Origin of the sequence: Serratia sp. PGPR-27 (assembly GCF_022678525.1) — a bacterium.
GTDB lineage: Bacteria > Pseudomonadota > Gammaproteobacteria > Enterobacterales > Enterobacteriaceae > Serratia > Serratia nematodiphila.
This window is the reverse complement of sequence record NZ_JALBYS010000049.1, coordinates 18,786-34,450: the sequence shown is the minus strand read 5'-3', so window position 1 is coordinate 34,450 and position 15,665 is coordinate 18,786. Positions and strand designations below refer to the sequence as shown.

Below are 15,665 nucleotides of genomic sequence, written 5' to 3'. Positions count from 1 at the left end.
CCCGGCCCCGCGTCTTCACGCCGATCCTTCCGTGCCCGATTAATGGTTTAACTGCTATGTCATCTTCCCGTCCCGGTTTCGGCTGCAGCTGGTTGCCCTATGCATTGGTGCTGCCGCAGCTGCTGATTACCGCCGTGTTCTTTTTATGGCCCGCCGGCGAGGCGCTGTGGTATTCGGTGCAGAGTCTCGATCCGTTCGGCCTGTCCAGCCAGTTTGTCGGGCTGGATAACTTTAAGCAGCTGTTCCAGGATCCTTACTACCTCGACTCGTTCTACACCACGCTGATCTTCAGCTTCCTGGTGGCGGGCATCGGGCTGGCGGTCTCGCTGTTCTTCGCTGCGCTGGTGGACTACGTGCTGCGCGGCAGCCGCCTCTATCGCACGCTGATGATCCTGCCCTACGCGGTGGCGCCGGCGGTGGCGGCGGTGCTGTGGATCTTTCTGTTCAACCCCGGTCTCGGGTTGATCACCCACTTCCTCAATGGGCTGGGCTATAACTGGAACCATGCGCAAAACAGCGGCCAGGCGATGTTCCTGGTGGTGCTGGCCTCGGTATGGCAGCAGATAAGCTATAACTTCCTGTTTTTCCTCGCGGCGCTGCAGTCGATCCCGCGTTCGCTGGTGGAGGCGGCGGCCATCGACGGCGCCGGCCCGGTACGCCGCTTCTTCCATCTGGTGCTGCCGCTGATCGCGCCGGTGAGCTTCTTCCTGCTGGTGGTCAATCTGGTGTACGCCTTCTTCGATACCTTCCCGGTGATCGACGCCGCCACCGGCGGCGGGCCGGTGCAGTCCACCACCACGTTGATCTACAAGATCTACCGCGAAGGCTTCGCCGGGTTGGATCTCTCCAGCTCCGCCGCGCAGTCGGTGATCCTGATGCTGCTGGTGATCGGCCTGACGGTGATCCAGTTCCGCTTCGTTGAACGTAAGGTGCGCTACCAATGATTGAGAATCGACGCGGGCTGGATGTCTTCAGCCATGTGATGCTGATTATCGGCGTGCTGGTGGTGCTGTTCCCGCTGTACGTGGCCTTTGTCGCCGCCACGCTGGACGACAAACAGGTGTTTCAGGTGCCGATGACGCTGGTGCCCGGCGGCCACCTGTGGGAGAACATCCGCAATATCTGGCAGGGCGGCGTGGGCAACCTCAAAGTGCCCTTCTCGTTGCTGCTGCTGAACAGCGTGATCATGGCGCTGGCGATCACCTGCGGCAAGATCGCGGTGTCGGTGCTGTCGGCTTACGCCATCGTATATTTCCGTTTCCCGCTGCGCAGCCTGTTCTTCTGGCTGATTTTCCTCACCCTGATGCTGCCGGTGGAGGTGCGCATTTTCCCGACGGTGGAGGTGATCTCCAACCTCAACCTGCTGGACAGCTATACCGGCCTGACGCTGCCGCTGATGGCCTCGGCCACCGCCACCTTCCTGCTGCGCCAGTTCTTCATGACGTTGCCGGATGAGCTGCTGGAGGCGGCGCGCATCGACGGCGCCGGGCCGATGCGTTTCTTCTGGGACATCGTGTTGCCGCTGTCGAAAACCAATCTGGCGGCGCTGTTCGTCATCACCTTTATCTACGGCTGGAACCAATACCTGTGGCCGATCCTGATCACCAGCGACGCCTCGATGGGCACCGCGGTGGCGGGCATCAAGAGCATGATCTCCACTTCCGGCGCGCCGACCCAGTGGAACCAGGTGATGGCGGCGATGATTCTGACTTTATTGCCACCGTTGGCGGTGGTGCTTCTGATGCAGCGCTGGTTTGTGCGCGGTCTGGTTGATAGCGAGAAATAACGACGATGGCAGGATTAAAACTACAGGCGGTCACCAAGTCTTACGACGGTAAAACGCCGGTGATCAAACAGATCGATCTCGATGTGGCGGACGGTGAGTTCATCGTGATGGTCGGCCCGTCCGGCTGCGGCAAGTCCACGCTGCTGCGCATGGTGGCCGGGCTGGAACGCACCACCAGCGGTGATATTTATATCGATACCCGGCGCGTGACCGATCTGGAGCCCAAGGATCGCGGCATCGCGATGGTGTTCCAGAACTACGCGCTCTATCCGCACATGAGCGTGTACGACAACATGGCTTACGGCCTCAAGATCCGCGGTTTCGGCAAGGATCATATCCGCCAGCGGGTGGAGGAGGCGGCGCGCATTCTGGAGCTGGAGCCGCTGCTCAAGCGCAAACCGCGCGAGCTATCCGGCGGCCAGCGCCAGCGCGTGGCGATGGGGCGCGCCATCGTGCGCGAACCGGCGGTATTCCTGTTCGACGAGCCGCTGTCCAACCTGGACGCCAAACTGCGGGTGCAGATGCGCCTGGAGCTGCAACAGCTGCACCGACGCCTGAAAACCACCAGCCTGTACGTGACCCACGATCAGGTGGAGGCGATGACGCTGGCGCAGCGGGTGATCGTGATGAACAAGGGCGTGGCGGAGCAGATCGGCACCCCGAGCGAGGTATATCAGCGGCCGGCTTCGTTGTTCGTCGCCGGCTTTATCGGCTCGCCGGCGATGAATTTGCTGCCCGGCACCCTGAGCGCCGACGGCGGCCAGCTGCTGCTGGCGGACGGCATGGCGCTGCCGTTGCCGGCGGCCAAACCGCAGTGGGCGGGGCGGCAGTTGACGCTGGGCATTCGGCCGGAGCATATTCAGCGGGTGGCGCAAAGCCAGGGCGTGCCGCTGCAGCTGCAGACGCTGGAACTGCTGGGGGCCGACAATCTGGCGCACGGCCAGTGGGGCGGCCACGGGGTGATCGCGAGGCTGTCGCATGAAACCTTGCCGGCGGCGGGCAGTACGCTATATTTGCAGCTGCCTGCTCAGGCGCTGCACTTTTTTGACACCCACAGCGGATTACGGATGGATTGATGACGAGACCCTGGCCTTACCCTCATATTGTCGCCCACCGCGGCGGCGGTTCTCTGGCGCCGGAAAACACCCTGGCTGCGATCGACGTCGGCGCGCGCCACGGCCACAAGATGATCGAGTTCGACGCCAAACTGGCGCAGGACGGACAAATTTTCCTGCTGCATGATGATACGCTCGATCGCACCAGCAACGGCTGGGGCGTGGCGGGCGAGCTGCCGTGGGATAAGCTGGTGCAGTTGGACGCCGGCAACTGGTACAGCTCGGCCTTCAAGGGCGAGCGGCTGCCGCTGCTGTCGGAGGTGGCGGAACGCTGCCGGGAACACGGCCTGATGGCCAATATCGAGATCAAACCGACCACCGGCAGCGACGACGAAACCGGCCGGGTGGTGGCGCTGGCGGCGCGGCTGCTGTGGCAAGGGCAGACCGACCCGCTGCTCTCCTCCTTCTCGGTGGAAGCGCTGGCGGCGGCGCAGCGCACCGTGCCGGATTTGCCGCGCGGCTTGCTGCTGGAGGACTGGGACGACAACTGGCGCGAGCTGACGGAACGCCTGGACTGCGTCTCGCTGCATATCGACCACAAGGCGCTGACCGCCGAGCGGGTGACAGCGTTGAAAGACGCCGGGCTGCGCATTCTGGTGTATACCGTTAACCAGCCGGATCGCGCGCGCCTGCTGCTCGACTGGGGCGTTGACTGCATTTGCACCGACCGGATAGATTTGATTGGCTCGGAGTTCTAATCCGGCGCTGATGAATCCTGCGACGACAAGCCTTGCCGCCGCACCACCGGAAGGAATGCGATGCCTGGCTTTATCCTGTCACTGTGGCACCAGATGGTGCTGTCATTACCGCTGTTCGTCCTGATCGCGTTGGGTTATGGGCTGATTCGCTGGGGGAAATGGCCCGCCAGCATCACCGATGGCCTGACGCGCTTTGTGTTTTCCCTCGCCTTGCCCGCCATGCTGTTTCGCATGATGTGCGACTTCTCGCAGCGTCCGGCGGTCGATGCCCGGCTGTTGATCGCGTTCTTCGGCAGTTGCCTGATCGTGTTCGTGCTCGGCCGCCTGGTTGCCCGGTACCTTTTCCGGCTGGATGGCGTCGCCGGGTCGGTGTTTGCGCTGGGCGGTATTTTCTCCAATAACGTGATGCTCGGTTTACCGATCGCCAGCGTGATGCTGGGGCAGGCGGCGATCCCGTCGGTGGCGCTGGTGCTGGTGTTCAACGGCCTGATCCTGTGGACGCTGGTCACGGTGTCGATCGAATGGGCGCGCAACGGCTCGCCGACGCTGGGGGGCTTTGCTAAAACCGCGCGCAGCGTGCTGACCAACCCGCTGATCGTCGGCATTTTGTCCGGCACGCTGTTTAGCCTGACCGGCCTGCCGCTGCCGGACTTCGTCGATCGGCCGGTCAGCATGCTCGGCCAGGTGGCGGCGCCGCTGTCGCTGGTGGTGCTTGGCATGGGGCTCGCCGAGTACCGCATCAGCGAAGGCTGGCAACTGAGCAGCGCCATCTGCGTGCTGAAGTTGCTGGTACAGCCGTTGGTGATTTGGCTGCTGGCCTGGATGATGGATCTGCCGCCGATGGAGACCCGCGTGGTGGTGCTGCTGGGCTCAATGGCGGTGGGGGTGAATGTCTACCTGATGTCGCGTCAGTTCAATACGCTCACCGGCCCGGCCGCCACCAGCCTGGTGATGTCCACCGTGCTGGCGGCGATCACCACGCCGCTGATCCTCACCGTTATGGGCGTGCGGGCGTAGCCGGCAGCGGGGCCTGCGGCACCGCCGGCGCGGTACGGTTGAACGGATCGCGCGGCTGGTTGCCGTTAGGCAGCAGCTGGCCGCCGTTCGGCGTGGTTTGCAACAGCTGTTGCCGTTGATTGTCGAACTGTCGCTGTTGTTGCAGGCGGCGTTGATCCATCTGCCGGTTGTTCAACAAGCGCTGTTGCTGCGCCTGTTGGCTGTTTTGGTTGAGAAGCTGCTGCTGTGAACGCAGATCGGTTACGCCGTTGGCCGCTGCAGCCAGGCCGGGCAGCAACAGCAGAGCGAACAGGATGTGAGACGTTTTCATGATGGTTACCTCGCTTTTTTATTAAGCCTAACCCAGCGGTGAAATTTTGCTGGTAGTTTATATTTTGTTCAAATGTAAACCGCCTTTTCGCCAACGCGGTGCCCATCTTCCGTTACAATCGCGGTTTATGAATTGCTAGGATGAACCCATCGTGCTGCTCTTGGTTATCACCACCATTCTGTGGGCGTTTTCTTTTAGCCTGATCGGCGAGTATTTGGCGGGTCAGGTCGACAGCGGGTTTTCGGCGCTGGTGCGCATCGGGCTGGCGGCGCTGGTGTTCCTGCCGTTCCTGCGCTGGCGCAATATCAAGCCCAGGGTGATCCTGCTGTATATGCTGGTGGGCGCCTTCCAACTGGGCATCATGTATCTGTTCAGCTTCCGCGCCTATCTCTACCTGACGGTACCCGAATTCCTGCTGTTCACCGTGTTGACGCCGCTGTACATCACGCTGATCTACGACTTACTGAGCGGCCGACGTTTACGCTGGGGCTATGTGTTCAGCGCGCTGCTGGCGGTGCTGGGCGCGGCGATCATTCGCTATCACCAACTGAGCGAACACTTCTGGTGGGGGCTGCTGTTGGTGCAGGCGGCGAACATCAGCTTCGCCATCGGCATGGTCGGCTATAAGCGCCTGATGGAAGTGCACCCCTTGCCGCAGCACACCGCCTTTTCCTGGTTCTACCTGGGGGCGGCGGTGGTGGCGGTGGTGGCCTGGTTCCTGTGGGGCAATCCGCAGCAGCTGCCGACGACCAATCTGCAGTGGGGCGTGCTGATCTGGCTGGGCGTGGTGGCGTCGGGGCTGGGCTATTTCATGTGGAACTACGGCGCGACGCAGGTGGATGCCGGCACGCTCGGCATCATGAACAACATGCATGTGCCGGCCGGCTTGTTGGTCAACCTTGCCATCTGGCAGCAACAGCCGCACTGGCCGAGCTTTATCATCGGCGGGGCGGTGATCGTCGCTTCGCTGTGGGTGCACCGCCGCTGGGTGGCGCCGAAACAGCTCGGCTAAACGGGAGGGCGACAGTTTATACGCCGGCCGCCAACGCTTTGGCGCCGGTCGCGCCGGGGCGTGCCGCGTCGCGCACGAACGGCAGATGATCGCAGGCGTGCTGGCGGGCCGAGCGGATAAAGGCTTCGGTCACCGCCTGGCGCTGTTCGCCGTCGCGCACGGCGGCGTACAGGCGGCTCCACAGGCCGTCACCCAGGGTTTTGGTCACCACCAGCCCCTGCCGTTCGAAACTCTCCACCACCCAATGCGGCAGCGCCGCAATCCCCATCCGCGCCGAGACCATCTGGATCAGCAGCAGCGTGTTATCGACGTTCTTCAATGCCGGGTTGACGCCCGCCGGCTGCAGGAAATGCCGCCAGATATCCAGCCGCTGGCGCTGCACCGGGTAAATCAACAGCGTTTCATCGCTCAAGTCTGCCGGCTCGATGTGCGGCTTGCCGGCCAGCGGATGATCCGGCGCCAGCACCAGACGCACCTCGAAATCGAACATCGGCGAATAGTGCAGGCCGCTGCGCGGCAGGATATCCGACGTCATCACCAGATCCAGCTCGCCCTGTTGCAGGGCCGGCTGCGGATCGAAAGTCACGCCGGAGGTGAAGTCCATCACCACCTGCGGGAAACGCTGGCGGAAATTGTCCAGCGCCGGCGTCAGCCACTGAATGCAGCTGTGGCATTCGATGGCGATGCGCAGCGTGGTTTGGTGCGGCTCGTGGCAGGCCTGCAGCGCCTGTGAGATTTGCGGCAGCACCTGTTCCGCCAGCTGCAGCAAGATCTCGCCCTGGGCGGTGAAGCGCAGCGGCTGGCTCTTGCGCACGAACAGCTTGAAGCCCAGACGTTGCTCAAGATCGCTGAACTGGTGCGACAGGGCAGACTGCGTCTGATGAAGTTGGGCCGCCGCCCCCGCCAGCGAACCGCTGCTGCGCAGGGCCTGCAGCGTCCGTAAATGTTTCAGTTCGATCATGAGAGTCCTTCACATTGACAGTGAATAAATTGCGCTTGTGGTTAATACAGTACCTGCTGATTATGGATGTGTAAACATCTGGACGGCTAAATGGGGAATGAGACGATGGCAATTTTGAATCACACACTGGGTTTTCCTCGCGTTGGGCTACGACGTGAGCTGAAAAAAGCTCAGGAAAGCTACTGGGCTGGCAACTCAACGCAGGAAGAGCTGTTGGCGGTTGGCCGCGAGCTGCGCGCTCGCCATTGGCAACAGCAACAGCAGGCCGGGGTGGATTTGGTGCCGGTCGGCGATTTCGCCTGGTACGATCATGTGTTGACCACCAGCCTGCTGCTGGGCAACGTGCCGGCGCGTCATCAGAATGCGGATGGCTCGATCGATCTGGACACGCTGTTCCGCATCGGCCGTGGCCGCGCACCGACCGGCGAGCCGGCGGCCGCGGCGGAAATGACCAAATGGTTCAACACCAACTACCACTACATGGTGCCCGAGTTCCAACAAGGCCAGCAGTTCAAGCTGGGCTGGACCCAACTTCTGGATGAAGTGGACGAAGCGCTGGCGCTTGGTCACCGCATCAAACCGGTGCTGCTGGGCCCGGTGACCTATCTGTGGCTGGGTAAAGTGAAGGGCGAGCCGTTCGATCGCCTGTCGCTGTTGAAAGATATCCTGCCGGTTTACCAACAGGTGCTGGCCGAGCTGGCGAAACGCGGCGTCGAGTGGGTGCAAATTGACGAGCCTGCGCTGGTGCTGGAGCTGCCGCAGGCCTGGCTGGACGCCTTTAAACCGGCTTACGACGCGCTGCAGGGGCAGGTTAAGCTGCTGTTGACTACCTATTTCGACAGCGTCGGCCACAACCTCGACACTATTCGCACGCTGCCGGTGCAGGGGCTGCACGTCGATCTGGTCGCCGGCCATGACGATATCGCCGCGTTGAGCGCCGCATTGCCGCAAGACTGGCTGCTGTCGCTGGGCGTGATCAACGGCCGCAACGTTTGGCGCGCCGATCTGAGCCGCTGGTTCGAACGTCTTCAGCCGCTGGTGGGCACCCGCCCACTGTGGATCGGCACCTCCTGTTCACTGCTGCACAGCCCGATCGACCTGAGCGTGGAAAGCCGTCTGGATGAAGAAGTGAAAAGCTGGTTCGCCTTCGCGCTGCAAAAATGCGCCGAGTTGGCGCTGCTGGCTGCGGCGCTGAACGCGCCTGACGCGGCGAAGCAAGCCGAACTGGACGCCTACAGCGCACCGATCCGCGCCCGCCGTCAGTCGAGCCGTGTGCATAACCCACAGGTTGAGCGCCGTCTGGCCGCGATCACCGCGCAGGACAGCGAGCGCCACAGCGCTTACGCCGAGCGCGCCAGGGCGCAGCGCGAACGTTTCAACCTGCCGGCCTGGCCGACCACCACCATCGGTTCGTTCCCGCAGACCACCGAGATCCGCGGCCTGCGTCTGGACTTCAAGCAGGGCCGTCTGGACGGCAGCAACTACCGCACCAGCATCGGTGAGCACATCAAACAGGCGATCGTTGAGCAGGAGCGCCTCGGGCTGGACGTGCTGGTGCACGGTGAAGCCGAGCGCAACGACATGGTGGAATATTTCGGCGAGAACCTCGACGGCTTCGTGTTTACCCAGAACGGCTGGGTGCAGAGCTACGGCTCCCGCTGCGTGAAGCCGCCGGTGATCATCGGTGACGTCAGCCGCCCGGAAGCCATTACCGTCGAATGGGCGAAATTCGCCCAGTCGCTGACCGACAAGCCGGTAAAAGGCATGTTGACCGGGCCGGTGACCATCCTGTGCTGGTCGTTCCCGCGTGAAGACGTGACCCGCGAAGTGATCGCCAAGCAGATTGCGCTGGCGCTGCGCGACGAGGTGGAAGATTTGGAAAAAGCCGGCATCGGCATCATTCAGATCGACGAACCCGCCCTGCGCGAGGGGCTGCCGCTGCGTCAATCCGACTGGGCCGCCTACCTGAACTGGGCGGTGGACGCCTTCAAATTGAACGCCGCCGTGGCGCGGGACGACACCCAGATCCACACCCATATGTGTTACTGCGAGTTCAACGACATCATGGACTCCATCGCCGCGCTGGACGCTGACGTGATCACCATCGAGACCTCGCGTTCCGATATGGATCTGCTGGAAGCCTTCAAAGAGTTCGAATACCCGAACGAAATCGGGCCGGGCGTCTACGATATCCACTCGCCGAACGTGCCGAGCGTGGAATGGATCGAAGCGCTGCTGCGTAAAGCGGCGCAGAACATCCCGGCGGAACGCCTGTGGGTTAACCCGGACTGCGGCCTGAAAACCCGCGGCTGGCCGGAAACCCGGCAGTCGCTGGCCAACATGGTATTGGCGGCGCAGCGCCTGCGCGAGCAGGCGTGATGGCGTGCGGCGGATGAGCTCCGCCGCTTACAGACTGACTGGTGTGATGATTGGGCGCTTCGGCGCCCTTTTTTATGCGGTGGAGGTTACTTGACGCCGTGCTGGGCGAACCACGCCAGCATGCGTTGCCAGCCGTCTTGCGCCGCTTCGGCGTTGTAGCTGGGACGATAATCGGCGTTGAACGCATGCCCGACCTCGGGGTACACCACGATTTCGGCCTCGGCGTTGGCGGCGCGGATCGCCTGGCGCATGGTTTCCACCGTCTCCAGCGGAATGCCGCTGTCCTGCCCGCCATACAGCCCCAGTACCGGCGCCGACAGGTGGGTGGCGACATCGACCGGATGCTTCGGTGAATTCAGCGTTTTCTCGCCGACCAGTTTGCCGTACCAGGCGACCGCCGCCTTCAACTGCGGGTTGTGCGCCGCGTACAGCCAGGTAATGCGGCCGCCCCAGCAGAAGCCGGTGATCGCCAGCTTGCCGGCGTCGCCGCCGTGGCGGATAGCCCAGTGCGCGGCGTGATCCAGATCCGACAGCACCTGGCGATCCGGCACCCTGGTCACCAACTGCTGGAACAGCTCGCCGATATCGCTGTAGTCGTTGGCATCGCCCTGGCGAAAATAGAGCTCGGGCGCGATCGCCAGATAGCCCTGCTTGGCCAGGCGACGGCACAGATCCTGAATGTGCTCATGGACGCCGAAGATTTCCTGCACCACCAGCACGATGGGAAAGGGGTCGTTATGGTCGGCGGGTTTGGCGACGTAGGTCGGCAGCGCGTCGCCCTGAGAAGGGATGGTCGTTTGCCCGGCATGAATGCCCTGTTCGTCGGTGATAATCGCGGAGGCGGCCAACGGCGCGGCGGCCGGGGCGAATCCCCCCTGAGCCTGTTCTAATGTCATCACATGTTCGGTTTTCATTGCGGTCTCCGTGCAATAGAAAAAAGCGCTGAGATTAACTATAGGAAAGATTACCCATTATTGGCGCTGCGTGGCGCACTTTCGGACAAGTCGATAAAAAACGGCTAATTATCTGGCTTTGCGGCATTTTTAAGCGCTTTTTATCATGTTATTACGCGTTTTGGCCCGCGTAAGTGCCATAAGGTGCGTTAGAGGGCTTTTTTGCCCCTAAGCAACCGATAAGATGGAGTTATTTCGGATTGATGAGCTAAATAGTTTCAGTCGGCAACCAACGGGCAGGGAGCTGCAAGGTTTGTCGGCTAGACTGAGGTTTAGCGGTGCATTCTGGATGCCTTATAGTGATAGTGCTTTTTTGTGATAAAAATCACAAAAAATATGTAGCATGTAATTTGTTTCTCTTTTCATAGTGACTGTCGTCACGAAATTAAGCGGCGATTTTCAGTAGAGTGCTTTTTTGTTCCTCCCAATAAACATGATCCATGAGGAGTCTCGTATGTCTCAGTCTGACGTTTTTCATCTCGGCCTCACCAAGAACGATTTACAAGGGGCCCAGCTTGCCATCGTGCCGGGCGATCCGCAGCGCGTAGAGAAGATTGCCAAGCTGATGGAAAATCCGGTGCATCTGGCCTCCCATCGTGAATTCACCACCTGGCGCGCAGAGCTGGACGGCAAGGCGGTGATCGTCTGCTCCACCGGTATTGGCGGCCCGTCTACCTCTATCGCGGTGGAAGAGCTGGCGCAGCTGGGTATTCGCACTTTCCTGCGCATCGGCACCACCGGCGCCATTCAGGCCAATATCAACGTCGGTGACGTGCTGGTGACTACGGCGGCGGTACGCCTCGACGGCGCCAGCCTGCACTTTGCGCCGATGGAGTTCCCGGCGGTTGCGGACTTCGCCTGCACCACCGCGCTGGTGGAAGCGGCCAAAGCCAGCGGCGCGACCACCCACATTGGCGTAACCGCTTCTTCCGATACTTTCTACCCGGGCCAGGAACGTTACGACACCTACTCCGGCCGTGTGGTTAGCCGTTTTAAAGGCTCGATGGAAGAGTGGCAGGCGATGGGCGTGATGAACTATGAAATGGAGTCCGCTACGCTGCTGACCATGTGCGCCAGCCAGGGCCTGCGTGCCGGCATGGTGGCTGGGGTGATCGTCAACCGCACCCAGCAAGAGATCCCGAACGCCGAGACCATGAAAAACACCGAAAGCAAAGCGGTGCAGATCGTGGTGGACGCCGCCCGCCGTCTGCTGTAATCGCCTCCCCTCAACGGGCCGCCGACGCGGTCCGTTGAGATTGATGACAAACCTCATGCCATTGCCCGGTTTGCAGAAAGCAGCGGATAACAAACAGGGAAAATCAATTTATTGATTTTCGGCTGATAACCACAAAGGAGGAAAAACCACGCTTTTTCCTCCTTTGTCAACGGACTGAACGGGCCGCCGACGCGGCCCGTTTTTCCATTCGCGACTAATCTGTTACGGTGATACTCCTCAGCGCTGCGCCGATGGCCGCCGCGCGTTGTCAGAACAATAACAACGAGGACGTTTATGACCGCCCAGATCCTGCTTCATCCTTCGCTTGCGCCGCTCGACGGCGGCATTAATTTCCGTGACTTCGGCGGCAACGGCGTGGCCGACGGGCGCCGCATCAAGCGCGGCCTGCTGTTTCGCTCCGGTTCCCTCGAGCGGCTGACGGAAAACGACTGCGCCTTTCTCGCCGGCGTGCCGGTGCGTTCGGTGCTGGACTACCGCGATGCCGACGAAGTGCAGGCCAAACCGGATATTCTGTGGAATGGTGCCGACTATCATCACGTGCCGGCCAACCCGCTGAGCAGCGAAGTCAACGCCAACCTGGAGAAGCTCACCAACGAAACGTTGGCCGCTTTCGACGCCCGCGCGTTCATGCTGGAACTGTATCGCCGCCTGCCGTTCGGCAATGCAGCCTATCAGCGGTTGGCGCAGCTGCTGAGCAATCCCGGCGGCGGCGCAATCGTGCAGCACTGCGCAGTCGGCAAGGATCGCACCGGGGTCGGTTCGGCACTGGTGCTGTTCGCGCTGGGGGCCGACGAAGCGACGGTGCTGGAAGACTATCTGCTGACTGAAACCACGCTGGCCACTTTCCGCGAGCAGATGCTGGATCAGCTCTCTATCAAGCTGAATGCGGCGGCGCTGGAGCAATTCGCCTACGTGCTCAGCGCGCGCGAGGAGTTCCTGATGACGGCGCTGGGCTGCATCCGTCAGCAATACGGCTCCACCGACCGCTGGCTGGAAGCGGAATACGGTCTGGGCGCGGCCCAGCGCGAAGCGCTGCAGGCGTTCTACCTCGAGTAAATCGCTGCGTGTTTAACCGGGGTTTAACTCGCCCCGGCTTATCCTAGGCGGCGAACCATCGCGTATCAGGAGCCCCGTATTGAGCCTCAATGACGTTATCAACTGGGTCAGCGACGTCGTGCGTCAGCACGAAGGCTGGGCCATTCCCATCATCTTCTTCCTGGCGTTCGGCGAGTCGCTGGCGTTTTTGTCGCTGCTGCTGCCGGCCACGGTGATCCTGCTGGCGCTGGGCGCGCTGATCGGCGAAAGCGGCATCGCCTTTTGGCCGATTTGGGCCGCCGCCGCCGCCGGGGCGTTTTTCGGCGACTGGCTCTCTTACTGGATCGGCTATCACTATCAGGATCGCGTGGCCCATATGTGGCCGCTGTCGCGCAATCCGCAGCTGCTGGCGCGCGGCCACGCCTTCTTTGAACGCTGGGGCGTGCTGGGCATTTTCATTGGCCGCTTCTTCGGCCCGCTGCGCGCCGTGGTGCCGTTGGTGGGCGGCATTTGCGGCATGCCGCAGCGCTACTTCCAACTGGCCAACGTCACGTCGGCGATGATCTGGGCGTTCGGCATTCTGGCGCCGGGGGCGTTCGGCATCAAGTGGCTCAGCCAGTGGCTGGGTTGATTTCTCGCTAAATTGCGCAGCGCCGCGCAATATTGTGCGCGGCGGGCAAAATCAGGCTGGACATCCATACAGCCTCCCCTTAACGTGACGGGCAATGGGCGTGCGAAACGCTGGAACGGCAAGGTGCAACAGGAGGCAGGGTGGATACCAGTCTGATTTATGGGATTGGCGGCGTCGCGATCGGTATGCTGTTGGGGTGGCTGATCGCCAGTCTGCGTGTGCAGCAGACAAACGCGCAACATGAAACCGAACTGCGGTTGCTGGAGCAAGCGTTGCAGCAGGCGCAGCAGGAGACGGCCGTGCGGCAGGAGGCCCTGCAGCGCCACGAACAGCAGTCGCGCCAGAGCGAGCTGGAGCTGCGTAACTTGCACAGCCAGTTGGCGGCCGGGCATGAGAAGCTGCAACAGCTCAACCATTGGCGCAACGAATGCGAGCTGCTCAACCAAGAGCTGCGCGCCCAGCGCGAGGTGAACAGCGCGCAGGAGGCCGAGCTGCGCGAAGTCACCATCCGTCTGGAAGAGACGCGCATGGCGGCGGAGGAGAAGCAGCGCCTGCTGATCAACAGCGAACAGCGGCTCACCACCCAGTTTGAAAATCTCGCCAACCGCATTTTTGAACACAGCGGCCGCAAGGTGGACGAGCAAAATAAGCAAAGTTTGGATCGTTTACTGTTGCCGCTGCGCGAACAGCTGGACGGTTTCCGCCGGCAGGTGCAGGACAGCTTTGGCCAGGAGGCGCGTGAGCGCCATACGCTGACGCACGAGATACGCAATCTGCAGCAGTTGAACGCGCAGATGGCGCGCGAGGCGATCAACCTCACCAAGGCGCTGAAAGGCGACAACAAAACGCAGGGCAACTGGGGCGAGGTGGTGCTGAGCCGGGTGCTGGAGGCTTCCGGCCTGCGCGAAGGACATGAGTATGAAACGCAGGTCAACGTGCGGGTGGATCATCAGAGCCGCATGCAGCCCGATGTGATCGTGCGCCTGCCGCAGGGTAAGGATGTAGTGATTGACGCCAAGATGTCGCTGATCGCCTACGAGCGCTATTTCAACGGCGAGGATGAGGCGGAGCGCGAAGCGGCGCTGAGCGAACATATCGCTTCGCTGCGCGGCCATATCCGCATGCTGGGCCGCAAGGACTATCAGCAGCTGCCGGGGCTGCGTTCGCTGGATTATGTGCTGATGTTCATTCCGGTCGAGCCCGCCTTCCTGCTGGCTATCGATCGCGAGCCGGAGCTGATCAGCGAAGCGCTTAAACACAACATCATGCTGGTCAGCCCGACCACGTTGCTGGTGGCGCTGCGTACCATCACCAACCTGTGGCGCTATGAGCATCAGAGCCAGAACGCCCAGCGCATCGCCGATCGCGCGGCGAAACTGTATGACAAGATGCGGCTGTTCGTGGACGATATGTCCGCGCTGGGGCAGAGCCTGGACAAGGCGCAGGGCAGTTATCGTCAGGCGATGAACAAACTGAGCGAAGGCCGTGGTAATCTTATCGGCCAAATTGAAGGTTTCCGCGCGTTGGGGGTTGAGGTCAAACGGCCGATAAACCCGCTGCTGGCGCAGCAAGCCGGCGCGCAACACGATGAAGCGGAAGAGGCGAACGACGATGATGTCGCCGCGCTGCCGCAGACGAACGACGATGACGATACCGCCGGGGAACCGGGCTTCGTTTCGCACGGCTGAGGCCGTGGCGAGGTGGGGTATTCACCGGGCTTCTGGTACACTCATCCACACAAAATTGACTGAATAGCAGGCAGGACAATGGCAGATCAATCGCAGGAAACCACCGATTTCGGTTTTCGCACCGTCGCTAGAGACGAAAAACAGGCCATGGTGGCGGACGTTTTCCATTCGGTAGCGGCAAAGTATGACGTGATGAACGACCTGATGTCGTTCGGTATTCACCGTATCTGGAAGCGTTTCACCATTGACTGCAGCGGCGTGCGCCGCGGGCAGCGCGTGCTGGATCTGGCCGGCGGTACCGGCGACCTGGCCGCCAAGTTCTCCCGCATGGTGGGCGAGCAGGGGCAGGTGGTGCTGGCGGACATCAACGATTCGATGCTCAAGATGGGGCGCGAGAAGCTGCGCGATCGCGGCATCGTCGGCAACATCAATTACGTGCAGGCCAACGCCGAAGCGCTGCCGTTCCCGGACAATTACTTCGATTGCATCACCATCTCCTTTGGCCTGCGTAACGTCACCGACAAAGACAAAGCGCTGCGCTCGATGTTCCGCGTGCTGAAGCCGGGCGGCCGTCTGCTGGTGCTGGAATTTTCCAAGCCGCTGCTGGCGCCGCTGAGCAAAGCCTATGACGCCTACTCTTTCCACGTGCTGCCGAAGATCGGCGAGCTGGTGGTGAAAGATCCGGACAGCTACCGCTACCTGGCGGAATCGATCCGCATGCACCCCGATCAGGAAACCCTGAAGGGCATGATGGGCAACGCCGGTTTTGAAAACGTCACCTATTTCAACCTGACCGGTGGGATTGTCGCCCTGCATCGCGGCTTCAAGTTCTGAGAGGGAGAT

General features: G+C 61.6%; 15 protein-coding genes. 12 read left to right on the top strand and 3 right to left on the bottom strand.

What is annotated here, in order from left to right; genetic code table 11:
* The first annotated feature begins 56 nt into the window (after positions 1-56).
* From ugpA to MMS95_RS21470, 5 genes are read left to right on the top strand one after another with little or no spacing between them, the layout of a single operon-like run.
* Complete coding sequence (ugpA, locus tag MMS95_RS21490) at positions 57-944, top strand: sn-glycerol-3-phosphate ABC transporter permease UgpA (protein WP_015376293.1); 888 nt, start codon at positions 57-59, stop codon at positions 942-944.
* Positions 941-1,786 carry a sn-glycerol-3-phosphate ABC transporter permease UgpE gene (ugpE, locus tag MMS95_RS21485; protein ID WP_033638989.1) on the top strand — a complete coding sequence of 282 codons (846 nt, stop codon included), beginning with the start codon at positions 941-943 and terminating at the stop codon, positions 1,784-1,786. Before ugpA ends, ugpE begins: the two co-directional genes overlap by 4 nt.
* Before the next feature lie 5 nt (positions 1,787-1,791).
* A complete protein-coding gene (locus MMS95_RS21480; RefSeq protein ID WP_103086091.1) occupies positions 1,792-2,862 on the top strand; it encodes a sn-glycerol-3-phosphate import ATP-binding protein UgpC in 1,071 nt (356 codons plus the stop codon).
* Positions 2,862-3,599 (top strand): glycerophosphodiester phosphodiesterase, encoded by a 738-nt coding sequence (gene ugpQ, locus MMS95_RS21475; RefSeq protein WP_082997355.1) that lies wholly within the window; start codon positions 2,862-2,864, stop codon positions 3,597-3,599. Before MMS95_RS21480 ends, ugpQ begins: the two co-directional genes overlap by 1 nt.
* A gap of 60 nt (positions 3,600-3,659) precedes the next feature.
* Complete coding sequence (locus MMS95_RS21470; RefSeq protein ID WP_015376296.1) at positions 3,660-4,616, top strand: AEC family transporter; 957 nt, start codon at positions 3,660-3,662, stop codon at positions 4,614-4,616.
* On the opposite strand, the gene MMS95_RS21465 is transcribed toward MMS95_RS21470, so the two are convergent.
* Positions 4,597-4,926, bottom strand: a complete 330-nt coding sequence (locus tag MMS95_RS21465; protein WP_016929457.1) for a hypothetical protein — start codon at positions 4,924-4,926, stop codon at positions 4,597-4,599. The two genes, MMS95_RS21470 and MMS95_RS21465, sit on opposite strands and share 20 nt — an antisense overlap.
* 151 nt (positions 4,927-5,077) lie before the next feature.
* On the opposite strand from MMS95_RS21465, the gene MMS95_RS21460 reads away from it, so the two are divergent.
* Entirely contained in the window at positions 5,078-5,938 is an 861-nt protein-coding gene (locus MMS95_RS21460; RefSeq protein ID WP_015376298.1) for a carboxylate/amino acid/amine transporter, read from the top strand.
* A 16-nt stretch (positions 5,939-5,954) separates the two neighbouring features.
* Here the strand turns inward: MMS95_RS21460 and metR are convergent, their stop codons facing one another.
* Positions 5,955-6,899 carry an HTH-type transcriptional regulator MetR gene (gene metR / locus MMS95_RS21455; RefSeq protein ID WP_015376299.1) on the bottom strand — a complete coding sequence of 315 codons (945 nt, stop codon included), beginning with the start codon at positions 6,897-6,899 and terminating at the stop codon, positions 5,955-5,957.
* Between the two features lie 90 nt (positions 6,900-6,989).
* Here metR and metE point away from each other — a divergent pair, with 90 nt between their 5' ends.
* A complete protein-coding gene (gene metE, locus MMS95_RS21450; protein ID WP_085337568.1) occupies positions 6,990-9,278 on the top strand; it encodes a 5-methyltetrahydropteroyltriglutamate--homocysteine S-methyltransferase in 2,289 nt (762 codons plus the stop codon).
* Positions 9,279-9,364: 86 nt separating this feature from the next.
* On the opposite strand, the gene MMS95_RS21445 is transcribed toward metE, so the two are convergent.
* Positions 9,365-10,192 carry a dienelactone hydrolase family protein gene (locus MMS95_RS21445; protein WP_242142251.1) on the bottom strand — a complete coding sequence of 276 codons (828 nt, stop codon included), beginning with the start codon at positions 10,190-10,192 and terminating at the stop codon, positions 9,365-9,367.
* A gap of 493 nt (positions 10,193-10,685) precedes the next feature.
* On the opposite strand from MMS95_RS21445, the gene udp reads away from it, so the two are divergent.
* The 5 genes from udp (at position 10,686) to ubiE (ending at position 15,656) form a co-directional block, all read left to right on the top strand.
* A complete protein-coding gene (gene udp / locus MMS95_RS21440) occupies positions 10,686-11,447 on the top strand; it encodes a uridine phosphorylase (RefSeq protein ID WP_004934432.1) in 762 nt (253 codons plus the stop codon).
* A 294-nt stretch (positions 11,448-11,741) separates the two neighbouring features.
* Entirely contained in the window at positions 11,742-12,524 is a 783-nt protein-coding gene (locus MMS95_RS21435; RefSeq protein WP_004934435.1) for a tyrosine-protein phosphatase, read from the top strand.
* Positions 12,525-12,603: 79 nt separating this feature from the next.
* Positions 12,604-13,134: a DedA family protein gene (locus MMS95_RS21430; RefSeq protein ID WP_004934438.1), complete on the top strand. Its 531-nt coding sequence runs from the start codon at positions 12,604-12,606 to the stop codon at positions 13,132-13,134.
* A 140-nt stretch (positions 13,135-13,274) separates the two neighbouring features.
* Entirely contained in the window at positions 13,275-14,822 is a 1,548-nt protein-coding gene (gene rmuC, locus MMS95_RS21425) for a DNA recombination protein RmuC (RefSeq protein WP_118892556.1), read from the top strand.
* A 78-nt stretch (positions 14,823-14,900) separates the two neighbouring features.
* The gene (ubiE, locus tag MMS95_RS21420) at positions 14,901-15,656 is read left to right on the top strand and encodes a bifunctional demethylmenaquinone methyltransferase/2-methoxy-6-polyprenyl-1,4-benzoquinol methylase UbiE (RefSeq protein ID WP_004934443.1); all 756 of its coding nucleotides are present in this window, start codon (positions 14,901-14,903) and stop codon (positions 15,654-15,656) included.
* Positions 15,657-15,665 lie beyond the last annotated feature (9 nt).

Coding starts and splice junctions, on each gene's coding strand:
- ugpA (WP_015376293.1), top strand. CDS start 57: ATGTCATCTTCCCGTCCCGGTTTCGGCTGCAGCTGGTTGCCCTATGCA.
- ugpE (WP_033638989.1), top strand. CDS start 941: ATGATTGAGAATCGACGCGGGCTGGATGTCTTCAGCCATGTGATGCTG.
- MMS95_RS21480 (WP_103086091.1), top strand. CDS start 1,792: ATGGCAGGATTAAAACTACAGGCGGTCACCAAGTCTTACGACGGTAAA.
- ugpQ (WP_082997355.1), top strand. CDS start 2,862: ATGACGAGACCCTGGCCTTACCCTCATATTGTCGCCCACCGCGGCGGC.
- MMS95_RS21470 (WP_015376296.1), top strand. CDS start 3,660: ATGCCTGGCTTTATCCTGTCACTGTGGCACCAGATGGTGCTGTCATTA.
- MMS95_RS21465 (WP_016929457.1), bottom strand. CDS start 4,926: ATGAAAACGTCTCACATCCTGTTCGCTCTGCTGTTGCTGCCCGGCCTG.
- metR (WP_015376299.1), bottom strand. CDS start 6,899: ATGATCGAACTGAAACATTTACGGACGCTGCAGGCCCTGCGCAGCAGC.
- metE (WP_085337568.1), top strand. CDS start 6,990: ATGGGGAATGAGACGATGGCAATTTTGAATCACACACTGGGTTTTCCT.
- MMS95_RS21445 (WP_242142251.1), bottom strand. CDS start 10,192: ATGAAAACCGAACATGTGATGACATTAGAACAGGCTCAGGGGGGATTC.
- udp (WP_004934432.1), top strand. CDS start 10,686: ATGTCTCAGTCTGACGTTTTTCATCTCGGCCTCACCAAGAACGATTTA.
- MMS95_RS21435 (WP_004934435.1), top strand. CDS start 11,742: ATGACCGCCCAGATCCTGCTTCATCCTTCGCTTGCGCCGCTCGACGGC.
- ubiE (WP_004934443.1), top strand. CDS start 14,901: ATGGCAGATCAATCGCAGGAAACCACCGATTTCGGTTTTCGCACCGTC.